Origin of the sequence: Paenibacillus sp. MER 180, from assembly GCF_023713665.1 — a bacterium.
Classification (GTDB): Bacteria; Bacillota; Bacilli; order Paenibacillales; family Paenibacillaceae; genus Paenibacillus_B; species Paenibacillus_B suaedae.
In genome coordinates this window covers 84,730-101,419 of sequence record NZ_JAMAVT010000015.1, presented here as the reverse complement: position 1 = coordinate 101,419, position 16,690 = coordinate 84,730, and the positions used below count along the sequence as shown (strand labels likewise).

Below are 16,690 nucleotides of genomic sequence, written 5' to 3'. Positions count from 1 at the left end.
CTATTACATCATGCCGCCCATTCCACCCATTCCGCCCATGCCGCCCATATCAGGCATGCCGGCTTTTTCTTTCTCAGGCTTGTCAGCGATAACCGCTTCAGTTGTCAAGAACATAGCAGCAACGGAAGCTGCGTTTTGCAACGCGGAACGTGTTACTTTTGCTGGGTCAACGATACCTTGAACGATCATGTCAACCCACTCGCCAGTAGCAGCGTTGTAGCCTACGCCAACTTTTTCATTCTTCAAGCGCTCAACGATAACGGAGCCTTCTTGACCAGCGTTGTCAGCGATTGTACGAACTGGGGACTCAAGAGCTTTCAGGACGATGTTCACGCCTGTTTGCTCATCGTCGGATGCTGTTACAGCTGCAACTGCATTGTATACGTTCAGAAGCGCAGTACCGCCACCTGCAACGATACCTTCTTCAACTGCTGCACGAGTCGCGTTCAAAGCATCCTCAATGCGCAATTTGCGCTCTTTCAATTCCGTTTCAGTAGCCGCACCAACTTTGATAACTGCTACGCCGCCTGCCAATTTAGCAAGACGCTCTTGCAGCTTCTCTTTGTCGAATTCGGAAGTTGTTTCTTCCAATTGCGTACGGATTTGGTTCACACGCGCATCGATGTCCGCTTTGTTGCCAGCTCCATCTACGACGATTGTGTTTTCTTTTGTTACGCGAACTTGGCGAGCAGTACCCAATTGATCGATCGTAGTCGATTTCAATTCGAGACCAAGCTCTTCTGTAATGACTTGGCCGCCAGTCAATGCGCCGATATCTTGCAGCATTGCTTTACGACGGTCACCGAAGCCTGGAGCTTTAACAGCTACGCAAGTGAATGTACCGCGCAATTTGTTCAGAACCAATGTAGGAAGTGCTTCGCCGTCTACATCTTCAGCGATGATAACGAGCTGCTTGCCTTGTTGAACGACTTTCTCCAATACTGGCAAGATTTCTTGGATTGTCGAGATTTTCTTATCTGTGATCAAGATGTACGGATTGTCCAGAACAGCTTCCATCTTGTCAGTGTCTGTGATCATGTATGGAGAGATGTATCCGCGGTCGAATTGCATACCTTCAACCACTTCAAGCTCTGTGTTGAATCCTTTGGATTCTTCGACAGTGATTACGCCATCTTTGCCAACTTTCTCCATCGCTTCAGCAATCAACGTACCTACTTCATCGTCAGCTGCAGAGATCGCTGCAACTTGAGCAATGTTTTGCTTGCCTTCGATCGGCTTCGCAATGTTGTGCAATTCTTCAACTGCTGCACGAACAGCCTTCTCGATACCTTTGCGAACTACCATTGGGTTCGCGCCAGCTGTAACGTTCTTCAAGCCTTCGCGAATCATCGCTTGAGCCAAAACTGTAGCTGTAGTTGTACCGTCACCAGCAACGTCGTTTGTTTTCGTAGCTACTTCTTTAACGAGTTGTGCACCCATGTTTTCGAATGCATCTTCCAACTCGATTTCTTTCGCGATTGTTACACCGTCATTCGTAATAAGCGGAGAACCGAATTTCTTCTCCAATACAACGTTGCGACCTTTTGGTCCAAGTGTCACTTTAACCGCATTTGCCAAAGCATCTACACCACGAAGCATCGCACGACGTGCTTCTTCAGAGAACAAAATATCCTTAGCCATTAGTGAAACCCTCCTCAATTCGTATCAATATGTTCATTCATTCATCTTCATGTATGTGATTCAGCGGTTCCCACTCTGGAACGTGATCATGTGATTGCAAAATGAGCGCATACGCTCTCCGGCTCTATTCGCCGATTACTGCGTGGATGTCGCTTTCTTTCATAATCAAGTATTCTTTGCCTTCGAATTTGATTTCAGTTCCAGCGTATTTGGAGAACAGCACGCGGTCGCCTTCTTTTACTTCCAAAGCCACACGTTGGCCGTCTTTCCACACTCCGTTACCTACTGCCACAACTTTACCTTCTTGCGGCTTTTCTTTGGCAGTGTCCGGCAATACGATTCCGAAAGCTGTAGTTTCCTCCTTCGCAATTGCCTCGATCAATACGCGTTCACCTAAAGGTCTGATCATGAAAAATAGCCTCCTTTTAAACAAGAGTTATAAAGTGAAGAATCCGATGCCCGATAGTACGGACAAAGGCTCCACAACAAAATTAGTAATGTGTTAGCACTCGATAGTGGTTAGTGCTAATAACAATTCTTATGATACTGATTTTAAGATTCGATTGCAAGGGGGTATACGCTTAAAAATTTTTAACTTTTTATAACCACTATGTCTCCTAAGCTTATGAAGACAGGCTGTTTTCAACAAAAAATGCAGGTAAGAAAAAGTGCAAATCAAATCACACTCTCTCTACCTGCATTTATAACTTAGGCGATTGTCGCATCTGCAGATTCATCGAACTCTTTCTCCCAAGCAAGCTGTTCTGCTATCTGTTTGCGATATACAATCGAGGACAAGAACACACTTAACTCATAAAGGATGAGCAGCGGTATCGACACCAAGATGTCTGAAATGACATCCGGCGGCGACAGCATCGTACCTAACACAATTAAGATAAAATACGCTAAACGGCGCATTTTCCGCAGCCGAAGCGGATTTAACAGCCGTATTCGTGTCAGGAACATAATCACAACTGGCAGCTCAAACAGCAGCGATATCGGGAGCAATATATTGAACATGAACGAGAAATATTGCGTAATCCCATACGTTGCTTGCAGATCCATGTGCTCATTAATACTAGAAGTAAACTCGAAAGCCATCGGAAAGACAACAAAATACGCAAATGACAGCCCTAACAAAAATAATACGAACACAAAGGGCACATAACGAAGAGCCGCTCGCCGCTCTATCACTCTCAAGCCGGGACTGACAAAAGCCCACAGTTGATACAGCGTAATCGGCAGTGTAATCGCCAAAGCAAAAATAAAGGCGAACTTCATATAAATATTGATGCCATCCCAGAGCGAAAATCCATGCAGCGGCATATTTTTGGCCGGCTCGACACTGCGCAGGTAGGTATAGATCGGATCAGCTAGTATAAGTCCGCCTACAAGTCCGATAACAAGCGCCACCAGAATGAGAACAATCCGTTTGCGCAGTTCGACAATGTGCTCGACCATTGTCATTTGGTCTTCCTTTTCTATCGACATTGCTACACCAGCCTGTTCATCACATTGTTGCAATCTTCGCTAGGCCGCAGCCAAAAGGCCTGTCACCAGCGAAGCATTATTCCGGCAAACGCCGTTGTGATTCGGTTTGAGTCGCCGACGCCGTAGGAGAAGGCTGTCCAGACTTCTCTACATCTACATACTGCACTTCCTTGCGAGCAGGCTTGGATTCTTCGTCATCGCCCATAATATCGCGTGCACCTGCTTTGAACTCCCGTAATGTGCGGCCAAATGCGCGCCCAAGCTCAGGAAGTTTATTCGGTCCGAACAATAACAAGGCAATAATCAACAGCAACAGAACACCAGAAACCCCGATTCCGTTAAACACCTTGTAATTCCACCTTTCATTGCCTCTATAAAATGAAATGCTATGATATACATCATAACATACTAGATATGTAGAAAATACCAATGAACTGTAACAAATTTATGAAAATCATTCCAAATTCGGCACACTACTCGAATTCGTCCGCACTGCTTAAATTCCCGCTAACCGCGTACAAAGCATGCGGCAACTGGTCGATAATCGCCAGTAAATGATCGTGTACACCCTTTGGACTTGCAGGCAAGTTGATAATGAGTGATTTGCCTCTTATTCCACAGACTGCACGAGACAGCATTGCCTTGCGAGTTCGCTGCATAGCTGCGTAACGCATTGCTTCTGCCAATCCAGGAACTTCCTTATCAATCACCTTCATCGTCGCTTCAGGCGTCACATCACGCGGAGCTAATCCATTTCCTCCGGTGGTAATAATTAAGTCCGCTTGGAAATAGTCAGCCATCTCAATTAATGATGCTGAAATATCATTGACCTCATCCGGCACAATCCGGTATTCTACAACCTCACCATGCAATTCTTCCTCGACTAGCTCACGGATAACCTGTGCGCTCGTATCCTCCCGTTCGCCACGTGAACCTTTATCACTTGCTGTTAATATCGCCACTTTCCAAAGCATGTCCATTCCTCCTTCCGCCATTCGCCAATTCATCATAATAATCTCTTGTTCCATGCTAAAGCTCGTTTATATTTTCTCAGCTGTGTCTGTCTAGTCCAATATAAAAAGTCGCAGTCTAATCAAAAATACCATGAGTCTGCTACTGCAATCCAAGTTCGAGCTCTTCCTGCGAAATCCTTCCTCGCTCGCAAAAAATTATGCCTTCTTCGGAAATAAGCAGATCCACCCCAATGTCATGGGGCTCCATCGGAACATCATCAGTAATCTGCCAAGAATAGACACAGCTTATCCGCACGACCGAGAGATCCCCTTCGAGATCTTGATTGTTCGTGAAGCTCTCCATATAAGACTGCCAGAAGCGATCATAATATCCAGCCCCTAATCCGAGTCTGCCGCCTGCAGCATCAAACGCAATACCAGGTACAATAATCACGTCTAGACTTGTCCATTCTTCACTCGGCAGCAAGTCCGTATGTGCCTCAGGTTCACGGATTCCGAAGCAGCCATCCGTAAACGTCGTCTGGTCATCCCATCGATGCAGTGTCATTGTTCGTGTAGCAGGGATCGTTCGCGGCAAGTAAATCTGATCTCCAGCTTCTAAACATGCAGCAAGCAAGGGTTTAATGTCCAACTCTCTTCCAAATGGCCAATAGCCAAAGATCCGAAGAGGGCGCTTCAAATGTTCCCGCAGCTGCGCAAAATAGGCAGAAGCATGGTTGCATACTTCTGCACTGGATACATCGTACTCCTTCTCCATTACCGCCTTTCGACGCTGTTTGAATCGTTCTCGTAGTATGCCTTTATCTGCCGCTTGCTCCAACTGTACCCCTCCTCGTCTGCGTGACACTCTTCCATGCGACGTATATCATCAATGTATGTTCATTTTCTCTTATTTTCACTCATTTTCACCATTTTCAACCTTAGTTTACCATCCTTACTTCATTTCCGCTAGCTATGCGCATGCATTCTCCATTTTCGATACCAACTGCTTTCGTTATTATCATCACCATAGATGGAAAGACTTCGCACTTTTCCGCATTTTCATGTAAACTTAAGGGGATATGTTCAATTCTGATTGCTCTTGTAGCACGGATTGGACAACCTCTTAAGACATGGTAGTTTGCCCAAAACGGAGGAGATACCGATGCTGCTTCAAGCGAACGGCATATGCAAAAGTTACGGGATTACCCCCGTGTTATCCAACATTACTTTTCAAATTTTAGAACGTGAGCGGATTGGCTTAGTTGGGGTCAACGGCGCCGGCAAGTCTACGCTCCTGCAAATGATTGCGGGAGAGCTCACACCTGATGATGGCATCATATACAAGTCGAAGGAAACTCGAATCGGCTATCTTGCCCAACATACCGGTCTCCATTCAGAACGGACGATTTGGGAAGAGATGATGTCCGTATTCTCTCACCTCATTGAGGCTGAGCAGGAGCTTCGAGAATTAGAGCGTCTTATTGCTGACCCTGCAACTGCGGAGAATGAATCTCGATATGAAGAGATCTTGCGTCGATATGCGGAGCAACAAGATTGGTTCCGCCAGCATGGCGGCTACGAGATGGAGACGCGTGTGCGAAGCATCTTGCACGGCATGGGATTCGGCCAGATGGATCCGAACACGATTCATATTCACACGTTGAGCGGTGGACAGAAGACGAGATTGGCACTTGCCCGAATTTTGTTGCAACAGCCTGATTTGCTCCTGCTTGACGAACCTACGAACCATCTAGACATCCATACCCTTACATGGCTCGAAGGTTACTTACGCTCCTACCCTGGCGCTGTCCTTGTTGTATCGCATGACCGATACTTCCTAGATGCGATGGTGACGACGATCATCGAGATCGAACGCCATCAGGCCAAGCGGTATACAGGCAATTATTCGAAATATATCGAGTTGAAGGCAGCCGAATATGAGCAGCAAATGAAACTCTATGAGAAGCAGCAGGTTGAAATTGCAAAGCTTGAAGACTTTGTACAGCGCAATATCGTGCGTGCCTCAACAACCAAGCGTGCACAAAGCCGTCGTAAAACACTCGAGAAAATGGAACGAATTGATAGGCCATTAGGGGATCTGAAGCGTGCAAGCTTCAGCTTCGAGATTACTCGTCAAAGCGGGAAAGATGTGCTGAAAGTAGAAGAAGCATCTGCATCCTATGACCATAAGCCTCCATTATTCCGCCACGTAAGCTTCGAATTGAAGCGTGGAGAAATGGTCGCACTCATTGGCCCGAACGGAATCGGCAAGTCCACCTTGTTGAAAGCATTGACTGGCAAGCACGATCTATTAGCTGGACAGATCCAATGGGGCACGAATGTTACGATTGGTTACTATGATCAGGAACAGACGAATTTGAACCCGAATGTAACCGTCATAGAGGAAGTATGGTCTGCCTATCCGCATATGGAGGAAGTTCGTATTCGAACTGTACTCGGAAGCTTCTTATTCAGCGGAGACGATGTACAGAAGAAGATCGCTTCCCTCAGTGGTGGGGAAAAAGCTAGAGTAGCACTAGCCAAGCTGATGCTCCTACAAGCAAATGTGCTCATACTCGATGAGCCGACCAACCATTTGGATCTATTCAGCAAGGAAGTGCTCGAATCCGCTCTGATTGACTATGAAGGCACACTACTCTTTATTTCACATGACCGTTACTTCCTGAACAAGATGGCTGAGCGCATCGTGGAAATGAGTGCAGAAGGAACGTGTCATTTCCTAGGAAATTATGACGACTATGTAGAGAAGAAGCAGCAGCTGGAAGAAGATAAGGATCTGCTTTCCACAAATCCATCTCAGCCGAGCAAACCTGCTTCATTCCAGAGCAGTACGGCGGAAGGCAAATCAGAAGCAACACCTAGCGGATTATCAACGTATGAAGCAGATAAGCAGTCGAAGCGAGAAGAACGCGCACGACAACGTAAGCTGGAGCAAATCGAGAAGCAAATTGCCGAGTTGGAAGCAGAGATTGGTGCTCGTGAACTAGAACTTACCGAACCCGAAGTGTTCAATGATTATGTACGCGTCCAGTCGATTCAAGAACAATTAGATGCGTCCAAGGCCGCACTTGATGAAGTATATGCCGAGTGGGAGCTGCTTATGGAGGCATAAGAAAGTTTATCCTCAATACGTGTTGAAAAGGGATCTCCATTGGGATCCCTTTTTTTGTATACACTTCAGGCACCATACAACTTATCCATATGAACTATGTGATAGAAACTACCTTTCCGTTCGTCAATTCCACTAACTGCTCAGGCGTTAATTGAAAGACAGCTTTGGGATGGCCTGCTGCGGCCCATATCACTTCATATTTCATCAGTTCTTCGTCGATCAACGTCTCAATCGATTCCTTATGGGCAAACGGCGGAACTCCTCCGATCACATAGCCTGTATGTTCTCGGACAAAATCAGCATCTGCCTTGCCAATCTTTTCGTTCAATAGATAACTGATCGCTCTCTCATTTACGCGATTCGTCCCACTTGCCACAATCAGCAAAGGGAGGTCTGCAGCCTTTCTGCGAAATATAATTGACTTTGCGATTTGCGATATTTTACACCCGATTGTGTTTGCGGCTTCTTGCGCGGTTCTCGTGCTATCCGGCAGCTCAACAACCTGATTGGGCAGACCCCTAGCTGCAAGCTTGTCCTGCACGATCTGCGCACTGTTCTTAAGCTCATCCATTCCAACACCTCCATCACAGCTCGGTGAATCAATTTTACTCTGAATGGTTACTTACAAGATGGATGGTCAGTGCTGTATAACATCAGCACCGACCCATCATTTATCGCGAGTACGATAAGCCATCCCGCAGCATCCATGCCCTACTTTTCATTCCACCAATTGGAATTTTCATGAAGAAATGCAGACCTTAAGGCCACATTCACGTAAATCACAGGTTATTCACAAGAATCATCTTTATGAAACAGCAATCAAGTTTTCATTTCTACTCATTTTTTATTGGTAGAACAGTGTTTTGATTTTGTAAACCAAGATTATCCACTGTTTTATCCACATTATCCACAATTCCAGTGTATTCCATTGCAGATGTTATTCTTTTTTTCACCAAAACTAGATCCTTAGTCCTGCATGGCCGAAAGCGTTCTATCCACGTTTTCAACGGAATATGTGGATAACTTTGTCCACACACCGTTAGGATACCTCCACAGTCCCCACCTCGGCAATAGGGTCTGACTCAGCCACTTGGCCTCGAACGGCTTGATTGCATGCTGCAACATAGGCTTGTGCAGCCGCCATTACAATATCTTGGTGCATCGCGCTGCCTTGGTAGCGGCATTCATTGCACGACACGGTCACTATGGCCTCGCCCGCAGCATTCTCCCCGGAAGACAAGGAATGTAGCTCTAAGTCTTCAAATTGAATCGGCTCAGAGAAGGACTGCGTAATAGCCCGTATCACGGCTTCAATCGGCCCGCTGCCCACACCGGCATAAGTATGCTCCATTCCGGTATCCTGCTCCTTAACTACCACGGAGGCAACACGACTGCGGGAGCTTCCCGCTATTACTTGAACATCAAGCAATTCAACAGCCTCCAGCTGTTCATTCAACGTCTCCCCGATGCAATGAAGCAGTTGTTCATCCGTCACAACCTTCTGCTGATCTGCCATCTGCTTGAAGTTCGCATATACCTCTTCCAACTGATTCGTATCCAATGAGACTCCATATTGGGCAGCTCTATGCTTGAGTGCATGGCGTCCCGAATGCTTGCCCAGAATAATCATATGATGGGGAATGCCCAGCTCAACAGGATCCATGATCTCATAAGTGCTGCGGTTTTTGAGCAATCCATCCTGATGAATACCAGACTCATGCTGGAAAGCGTTGCGGCCCACAATCGGCTTGTTGAATGCAATCGGGAAATGCATCATGCGGCTAACCATGCGAGACGTTTCGTATAAGTGCTCTGGCTTGATCAGCGTACCCGCCCGCAACACATCATTCCGCGTATTCAGTGCCATCACGAGCTCTTCTAATGCACAATTGCCTGTGCGTTCCCCAACCCCATTTACTGTTACTTCAATCTGAGTAGCTCCTGCCTGAATCGCAGCGATGCTGTTCGCAACAGCAAGACCCAGATCATTGTGGCAATGGGCACTAAATTGAGCTTGTTCTGCCCCCCGCGCGCCTTGTCTCACCTTGCGGAATAATGCCCCGTACTCCTCAGGAAGAGCATAGCCAACTGTATCCGGCAAGTTAATAATTGTGGCTCCTTCTTGAATAGCAGTCTCTACAAGTTCAATTACATAATCAGCGTCTGCACGTGTCGAATCCATAGCCGTGAACTCGATCTGATCTACAAATTGCTTGGCATAGGACACCATTTCCCGTGCCATTTGCTTCACTTCTGCCCGAGTCTTGCGCAGCTGATATTGCAAATGAATATCCGAAGCGGAAATAAAGAGATGGATACGCCTCTTCGCTGCATCCTCAGTTGCGCGAACCGCAGCATCGATATCCTCTTTTACCGCACGTGCAAATCCACAGATTTCGACCTCAGGGAACATTCTTGAAATGCGCTGTACTGCCTCAAATTCCCCTGGGCTGGATACCGGAAATCCCGGCTCCATGACATCTACACCCAATGCAGCGAGTCTTCCCGCCAGTTCCAGCTTCTGATCCAACGTGAGAGCAGCACCTGGCGCTTGCTCTCCATCCCGCAGCGTAGTATCGAAAATTCGAATCATATTGCTATTGTTCGTTGACATAGAAAGTCCTCCTTCATATGGAAAGGCTATAGGTAATCAGCATAGAAACTCGTTATTCATCTTCAAACGGAAATTATTGTTCTGTCGTCCAGTCATATTCCAAAAGTGAAAATGGATACAAAAAAACCTGTCGTCTCCATGTATCAGGAGACGACAGGTTGTATGCCGCGGTACCACTCCGATTGAAGGCCATATAAGATGCAGGCAGCAGCCAGCTCCTATTCGAGACCTTCCTCTCATGCCTGATAACGGCAGGTACCGTAACCGCTTATCGAATATAATCGGAATATAGTCATATCCAATCATGCTCGTTCAGCTGTTCCACTCCCAGGCGAGTTCAGACTTTACCGTCACTGCGTCGCATCACCCCGCAGCTTGCTGTGAGACAGTTCAACTCTTACTACTCCTGTTCATTGTGTATGAATACTATGTTATTGTCTTGTCGTTCGATTAAGTTGGGTAACAATAAAAAAACCTGTCGCCTCGTTAGAGACGACAGGTGATCTGCCGTGGTACCACTCTAGTTGATGAACTCCATCTTCGCGATAGATGAAGCCTCATCCGCTTCATGCACATGTCGATACACGCAGGCCACAGCCTAAAATAATATATCGTCATGTACGCCCGATGACGGGGGCTTCCGTATCTGCGTACTTCATTCCGCCGATCCGCTCACAGGCGAGTTCAGGCTTGCTGCCACTGCGTTGCACCATCCCGCAGCTCTCTTCATTTGAACAGCAATTTCCCTACTACTCCTGATCTTAGCGTTATACCGTATTTCCCATTCCATGGAAGGATTTAGGTTTGATGATTATTATATTGCCCTCATCTGAAATCGTCAATACCTAATTATCGACGCTTGAAAGAAGCTGCATTCTGCAATGGATTACACGAACCACGCTTCTAAGGAGAACGATGGCTCTGCCTTGAAGTCAAGCGGCGTAGACTGACCATGCTTCCACTTCAAATAAGCAGCTGCTCCGATCATTGCCGCATTGTCCGTACAATATTCGAATGGCGGGATGAGTAGTGGAATCCCCTCAGCAGCACAGCGTTCTGCCAATGCGGCCCGTAGGCCCCGGTTGGCGGCAACCCCTCCGCACAGCAGAAGCTGCTTCGCGCCGTATTGTTGAACAGCCCGCATCGCTTTGCCAATCAGCACGTCGATGACAGAGAGCTGGAATCCACGGGCAATTCCTGCGTAATTCGGCTCGTCCCCCTTCATCTTTGCCTGGTTGACCGCATTCAGCACGGCAGATTTCAATCCACTGAAGCTGAAGTCGTACGATTCGGGATCAAGCCAAGCTCGGGGCATCTCGACCTCCTCGGTTGATTCAACTGCCAGCCGGTCGATATGCGGACCTCCCGGATATGGGAAGCCGACTGCCCGTGCTACCTTGTCATAAGCCTCGCCTACTGCGTCGTCTCTTGTACGCCCGATTACCTGAAATTTTCCTTCTTCCTCCAAGAGCACAAGTTCTGTATGACCACCAGACACTACGAGCGCCATGCATGGGTACTCAATCTCTTCCACTAGTCGATTCGCATAAATATGACCAGCAATATGATGAGTTCCAATGAGCGGAATATCAAGTGCCATAGACAGTGATTTGGCTGCAACAACGCCAACAAGCAGCGATCCGACTAGACCCGGCCCTTGTGTTACCGCAATTGCATCTACATCTGCCATCGTAACGTCTGCTTCCTGAAGCGCCTGCTCCAGCATCACCGTAATCGTCTCGACATGCTTGCGAGAGGCAATCTCCGGAACAACTCCGCCGAAGCGGCGATGAACGTCGATTTGACTGGACACCATATTGGACAGCACCTCTCGTCCATCGCGGACGATAGCTACTGAGGTCTCATCGCAGCTTGTTTCAATAGACATAATGAGGCAAGAATTATCTTTAATAGATTGGTTCGTCAATGATTTCACCTGCTTTAATCAGTTAGCGCCTTAGGGTCTTGCATAGGGAGCCGTAGGATCCAAGTCTGACCACATAATAAGCGCGTCTTCTTGGTTATCGGAGTAATAGCCTTTGCGCACGCCTTGCGGAGTGAAGCCGAACTTGGCATACAATCGCTGTGCGACATGATTCGAGACACGCACCTCAAGTGTCATTCGCAGCATTTCAAGTGAGTGCGCCAGCTGAACTAGCTCTTGCAGCAGCATTTCTCCGAGCCGCTGCCCTCGATATTCTGGATGTACAGCAATATTCGTAATATGCGCCTCATCCAGGACGGTCCACATTCCTGCATAACCGATAATACGCTCACCCGCTGTCATCACGATATATTTTGCAAATAAATTGTTCGTCATCTCATTACGGAAAGCATCTTGTGTCCATGGCAACGTAAATGAAGCATGCTCAACCGCGAGCACACCCGAGATATCATCAATCGTCATACGGCGAAATTGAACATGTTGAGCTTGTTTCAGCTGAGAAGAGTGATTAACATTCGCCTCGTCCTGACCAGCATGTCGCGGCTGTGACACAATTCCAGCCTTCTGTTCTTCAGCTTGTCCCATTCGAAGTACGCTCCTTTACGATTGTTGTACAGCCTTGGCTGCCGCCTGCTCCTTCGCAAGCAGCTTCGATTCCGCTTCCGTCAATTGTGTGTAATTCGGCTCCAGTCGGTGTGTGTCACCAATCTCACCTTGATGGAAGGCCTTGCTTCCAATTCGGCCGATCCAATGGGCCTTCATCATACAAGGAACCGCATGTATCCGATCTCCGAATTGTTCTTGAAGTGCTGCAATTCGTTCCATATGCGGCTCAATCTCTCCGACGAACCATACATGTTCAGGCATATCAGCCGGCTCTAAATCAGTGGATTGCAATACGTGTGCCACCTCTTCAGCCACCTGACTGAACAATCGAATTCCATCCTCTTGCACGCGATATCCGAGTTGTGCATCCCATTCCGGTTCTTGTCTAGAAGTCTTATCATCTACTTCGACAGCGCCTGTATCTGTCCCTGTGCGGAACCGAGCCGTATATACTTGGCCTCTCCTAGCGTCCACTAACGGATAAACCCAGTCTCTGCCTATCTTTAGGGCCCCATCTGAGAATTTTTCCTTATGAACAGCTTCTAGTCCGCTTAGAGCTAATGCATGCAAGCTTGACACGCCTACAACCGGCTTACCCCATGCCCAGGCCATGGTCTTCGCAGCTGTAACGGAAATTCGTACACCTGTATAAGAGCCTGGTCCAATCCCCACTGCAAGGAGAGAAAGATCGCTCCCCTCCCAACCCAGACCCTTCAGCATGGATTGCATCGCTGGGACCAGCTTCAAGGAGTGATTGCGTTCAGCCTGCGATTCAAGCTGAGCTGCTGTTCTCCTATCTTGAAGAAGCGCTAGAGCCATAGTAGAAGTAGAGGTATCTAACGCTAACACCTTGACTTGCTCATGTTGTACTGCCATGATTCATACTCCCATCCGTTTCAATTCATTCACCCATGACACGTACGGCTCCCCGTATCCAGTCAATCGAATGATGCGATCTGTCTCTCCCTCATTCTGAATGAACAAGTGCAAATGCTGCGGAGGCAAGATCGGGGTAATAATGCTGGACCACTCCACCAAGGATACGCCTTCTCCATAGAAGTACTCATCCAGCCCCAGCTCGTCCGCTTCCGCCATCGATATCCGATATACGTCCATATGATATAAAGGCAACGTATCGCCTTCGTATTCCTTAATAATCGTAAAGGTTGGGCTGTTCACGACACCCGTAATGCCCAGCGCCTTCGCTACAGCCTGTGAGAACCTCGTCTTGCCTGCGCCTAAGTCCCCATCAAGCGCGATTACAGTTCCCGCATGAAACCGTTCAGCCAGCCGGGAAGCCAGTCGTTCCGTATCCGCTTCGCTGCTTGAGCGGAAGGCAAATTCCGCAATTTGATTCATATTTGTCCTCCATCACGATACGTATAGTAACTAAGTTATCATTATAGCATAAATTCAACATCTCCAAACCGAGATCTACCTTAGAAACATGCGAAGTCATCGTACAACTATACCCTTAGGAAAATGATTTCTATGACCCTACATGCAATCCATGGTACACTCCCCTCACCATCCTAAAACCATTTTCACCTGCCAAAAAGAAAGGCATAAATCAAATGTCTAATAGACAAAAAGACACCTGCATGCCGCAGGCGCCTTCTCCCTTCTTTTGTTTCCATCATTCCATACAAAAGGCGTTATTGCTTTTTCTCCTCAACGAGGCGGTCTACCGCTACCGTCTGCGTGTTCAATGGACTCGTTCCCACTTGAACGGTCGCCATACTATTCGCTACATCCACGCTTTCAATCCACACAGACTGCTCCCCATCCAAGCGAACGGGCACAGTATCCTTCATCTCTAATATTTGCTTCGCACGGTTGGCATCCATCATCTTGTCCCATCCTCCTTCATTTTCCACGCCGCATGCGGCACATCCTGCCTGCAGCCACCTTCTGTTAAGATGGCTCAGCGCTTCCTATTTCATGCATGATTCTGAATGGGTAACCCCTGTGCATCTGTCACATACTGAGATCAGGCAATCATTTTACATTTGTCATGCTTACTAATGTGATCATCAAGTATCGATAAGCAAAGGAGGCACAGCATGCATACGGTTTGGAAAGGCGCCATAAGCTTCGGCCTTGTACACGTCCCTGTCAAAATGCATACCGCAACCGAGGATAAGGATATATCCATGCGCATGATTCATAAAGAGTGCGGAAGCCCGTTATCCTACGTTCGATCCTGTCCGGTATGCGACAAAGAGGTGGCCTGGGACGAGATCATCAAGGGATATGAGTATGAGAAAGGGCGTTTCGTCTTATTCGACAAAGAGGAATTGGAGCAGCTGCAAGAAGAGGCCAACCGTGCTATCTCCATCATTGATTTTGTCGATTTGCAGGAAATCGATCCAATTTATTACCAGAAAACGTATTACCTCTCCCCAGACCAAGCTGGGGCGAATGCGTATCAACTTCTGAGGGAAGCCCTCAATGAGACTGGCAAAATTGGAATTGCTAAGGTTACCCTTCGGGCTAAGAGCAGTCTTGCTGCAATACGTGTGTTGAACAATTGCCTCGTTATGGAGACGATGCACTACCCCGACGAGATCCGGGCATCGACTCAAGTACCGAATGTTCCGGAACAGGTACAGGTGAACCCTAAAGAACTCGAGATGGCCAAGCTGCTTATTAGCCAATTATCAACTACCTTCGAGCCTGAAAAATATACGGACGAGTACCGAGCACGCCTATTGGAACGTATCGAACAAAAAATTGCAGGACAAGAGGTCCGAACCGCTCCAGCTGCTCAGCCTACCGCTAATGTCGTTGATTTGATGGCTGCATTGCAAGCTAGTATTGAGGCAATGAAATCACCTGCACCGATTAGCACGGATACAGGCGTAAGCCAGCCAGTAACAGCAAGCAATGCAACAGCTACAGAAGGTGCATCGACCCGGAAACGAAGAACAACAAAACGAAAATCAGAAGCGGCAGCACAGGAAGCAAATACCGAGCAGACCGGTGCAAATGCAGCTGTGAACGATTCAGCCTTGTCCGAAGAAGCTCCTCGAAGCAGACGCAAGGCTCGCAGCACTTCCACACGTGTTCCAGCTAAGCAAGCAGCTAGCGGAGAAGCTGCAGAACCAGCATCTCCTGCGCGTCGACGCAGAAGTACTAAGAAATCGAAGGAAGGCTTGAGCTCATAATGAGAGAGAATGGGCCGCGTAATCTGACTGCAACGTCGATTGCCAATTCTAACGTTCCCTCACAATCAGACTTACTTTCTGTACCTTCTAATCAAGGTACAGAACAGACGAAGGAATCTCTTTCAGCTGCGTATCGATTGCCTGTGCCTCCCATGTCCCCGCTGCTGTCCTCCCATATCCCGACAGGAACAGGATGGACGCATCAACTGAAGTGGGATGGGGTACGCATATTAGCTTTATGCTCTCCTGGGAGCGTACAGCTGTACTCGAAGAAATTGCTTAACAAGACCAGCATCTACCCAGAAGTTACTGGGATGCTCAATCAATGGTCGAGAACGCTTCAGTACCCTGTGCTCTTGGATGGAGAAGTCGTTGTAATGGATCCTAAGACGCTGCGCCCTTCATTCCCGCTTGTACTTCAGCGGGAGCGGACAAGAGCGCAAGGAGCAGGTGAAGCGTTGCAAGCCATCTACGTTCTCTTTGACCTGCTCGCATGCAATGGGAAAGATATCCGAGCATGTCCCTACTCTGAGCGATATGAACGGCTAATTAGCCTGCCTACACCATCAACAGAACGTTGCTTCGTCACGGATTGCTTCGATGATGGCGATGCCTTATGGCAGTGGGTCAACGAGCGTGGGTGGGAAGGAATCGTCAGCAAGCGATTGGGTTCGCCCTATGTAGAAGGGAAACAGCATCGAGATTGGATGAAGAAGAAGAAGGATATGCAGCTTGAATCTTTCGCAATTGGCTATGTGCGTAAGGACAATCGTCCTTCCAGCATTGTCTTGGCGGATTCTTCAGGGCAATATATGGGCAAGGCATCTATCGGATTGGACGAGCTCCGCAGACAGCTGCTTACGGCATGGGCAATCAAGCATCCGGCAGACCGTCCAACAACACAAGGTTTGCCCGCTTCCTTATCGAAGGAGCAGATAATCTGGTATCAACATCCGATTCCTTGTCTCATCGGTGCTCTAGAATACACAGACGCTGGCTTGCTTCGCCATCCGCGCATCTTAACACTGCCATTGCTTAATACCTGAAATTCCAATACATTTTCATACACGATACCTAATAAATTCGGCTTAGCGCATTGAAGAGCGGCCAAAGAGCGGCCATCATTATGTGCGTGAA

16 protein-coding genes and 2 other annotated features are annotated in these 16,690 nt (G+C 47.7%); of the genes, 3 read left to right on the top strand and 13 right to left on the bottom strand.

Annotated elements, in window-relative coordinates:
• Positions 1 to 3: 3 nt before the first annotated feature.
• The 6 genes from groL to M3661_RS22225 all read right to left on the bottom strand — a co-directional run bounded on the left by groL (position 4) and on the right by M3661_RS22225 (position 4,926).
• Positions 4 to 1,641, bottom strand: a complete 1,638-nt coding sequence (gene groL / locus M3661_RS22250; RefSeq protein ID WP_021254325.1) for a chaperonin GroEL — start codon at positions 1,639 to 1,641, stop codon at positions 4 to 6.
• Positions 1,642 to 1,765: 124 nt separating this feature from the next.
• A complete protein-coding gene (gene groES / locus M3661_RS22245; protein WP_021254326.1) occupies positions 1,766 to 2,050 on the bottom strand; it encodes a co-chaperone GroES in 285 nt (94 codons plus the stop codon).
• Between the two features lie 299 nt (positions 2,051 to 2,349).
• A complete protein-coding gene (gene tatC, locus M3661_RS22240) occupies positions 2,350 to 3,132 on the bottom strand; it encodes a twin-arginine translocase subunit TatC (RefSeq protein WP_065291365.1) in 783 nt (260 codons plus the stop codon).
• A 76-nt stretch (positions 3,133 to 3,208) separates the two neighbouring features.
• Complete coding sequence (locus tag M3661_RS22235; protein WP_065291364.1) at positions 3,209 to 3,478, bottom strand: twin-arginine translocase TatA/TatE family subunit; 270 nt, start codon at positions 3,476 to 3,478, stop codon at positions 3,209 to 3,211.
• A 127-nt stretch (positions 3,479 to 3,605) separates the two neighbouring features.
• Positions 3,606 to 4,106: a MogA/MoaB family molybdenum cofactor biosynthesis protein gene (locus M3661_RS22230; RefSeq protein WP_028531653.1), complete on the bottom strand. Its 501-nt coding sequence runs from the start codon at positions 4,104 to 4,106 to the stop codon at positions 3,606 to 3,608.
• Between the two features lie 139 nt (positions 4,107 to 4,245).
• Positions 4,246 to 4,926, bottom strand: a complete 681-nt coding sequence (locus M3661_RS22225) for a 5-formyltetrahydrofolate cyclo-ligase (protein WP_083189164.1) — start codon at positions 4,924 to 4,926, stop codon at positions 4,246 to 4,248.
• Positions 4,927 to 5,250: 324 nt separating this feature from the next.
• Here M3661_RS22225 and M3661_RS22220 point away from each other — a divergent pair, with 324 nt between their 5' ends.
• On the top strand, positions 5,251 to 7,221 hold the full coding sequence (locus tag M3661_RS22220; RefSeq protein WP_251488675.1) for an ABC-F family ATP-binding cassette domain-containing protein: 1,971 nt from the start codon (positions 5,251 to 5,253) through the stop codon (positions 7,219 to 7,221).
• Between the two features lie 94 nt (positions 7,222 to 7,315).
• On the opposite strand, the gene M3661_RS22215 is transcribed toward M3661_RS22220, so the two are convergent.
• The 7 genes from M3661_RS22215 to M3661_RS22185 form a co-directional block, all read right to left on the bottom strand.
• A complete protein-coding gene (locus tag M3661_RS22215; RefSeq protein ID WP_251488672.1) occupies positions 7,316 to 7,792 on the bottom strand; it encodes a YbaK/EbsC family protein in 477 nt (158 codons plus the stop codon).
• Between the two features lie 468 nt (positions 7,793 to 8,260).
• Positions 8,261 to 9,835: a 2-isopropylmalate synthase gene (locus M3661_RS22210; protein ID WP_065291361.1), complete on the bottom strand. Its 1,575-nt coding sequence runs from the start codon at positions 9,833 to 9,835 to the stop codon at positions 8,261 to 8,263.
• Positions 9,836 to 9,978: 143 nt separating this feature from the next.
• Positions 9,979 to 10,258 (bottom strand) — a binding site (T-box leader).
• Between the two features lie 62 nt (positions 10,259 to 10,320).
• Positions 10,321 to 10,607, bottom strand: a binding site (T-box leader).
• Between the two features lie 114 nt (positions 10,608 to 10,721).
• Positions 10,722 to 11,723 carry a tRNA (adenosine(37)-N6)-threonylcarbamoyltransferase complex transferase subunit TsaD gene (gene tsaD / locus M3661_RS22205; protein WP_065291394.1) on the bottom strand — a complete coding sequence of 334 codons (1,002 nt, stop codon included), beginning with the start codon at positions 11,721 to 11,723 and terminating at the stop codon, positions 10,722 to 10,724.
• Positions 11,724 to 11,792: 69 nt separating this feature from the next.
• On the bottom strand, positions 11,793 to 12,242 hold the full coding sequence (gene rimI / locus M3661_RS22200) for a ribosomal protein S18-alanine N-acetyltransferase (RefSeq protein ID WP_065291393.1): 450 nt from the start codon (positions 12,240 to 12,242) through the stop codon (positions 11,793 to 11,795).
• Between the two features lie 138 nt (positions 12,243 to 12,380).
• Complete coding sequence (gene tsaB, locus M3661_RS22195; protein WP_251488669.1) at positions 12,381 to 13,262, bottom strand: tRNA (adenosine(37)-N6)-threonylcarbamoyltransferase complex dimerization subunit type 1 TsaB; 882 nt, start codon at positions 13,260 to 13,262, stop codon at positions 12,381 to 12,383.
• Positions 13,263 to 13,265: 3 nt separating this feature from the next.
• Positions 13,266 to 13,745, bottom strand: coding sequence for a tRNA (adenosine(37)-N6)-threonylcarbamoyltransferase complex ATPase subunit type 1 TsaE (gene tsaE, locus M3661_RS22190; protein WP_065291359.1), 480 nt, complete (start codon positions 13,743 to 13,745; stop codon positions 13,266 to 13,268).
• Positions 13,746 to 14,041: 296 nt separating this feature from the next.
• Positions 14,042 to 14,233 (bottom strand): H-type small acid-soluble spore protein, encoded by a 192-nt coding sequence (locus tag M3661_RS22185; RefSeq protein WP_065291358.1) that lies wholly within the window; start codon positions 14,231 to 14,233, stop codon positions 14,042 to 14,044.
• 216 nt (positions 14,234 to 14,449) lie between these two features.
• On the opposite strand from M3661_RS22185, the gene ku reads away from it, so the two are divergent.
• Positions 14,450 to 15,553, top strand: a complete 1,104-nt coding sequence (gene ku, locus M3661_RS22180; RefSeq protein ID WP_251488665.1) for a non-homologous end joining protein Ku — start codon at positions 14,450 to 14,452, stop codon at positions 15,551 to 15,553.
• On the top strand, positions 15,553 to 16,599 hold the full coding sequence (locus tag M3661_RS22175) for an ATP-dependent DNA ligase (RefSeq protein WP_251488662.1): 1,047 nt from the start codon (positions 15,553 to 15,555) through the stop codon (positions 16,597 to 16,599). Before ku ends, M3661_RS22175 begins: the two co-directional genes overlap by 1 nt.
• Positions 16,600 to 16,690 lie beyond the last annotated feature (91 nt).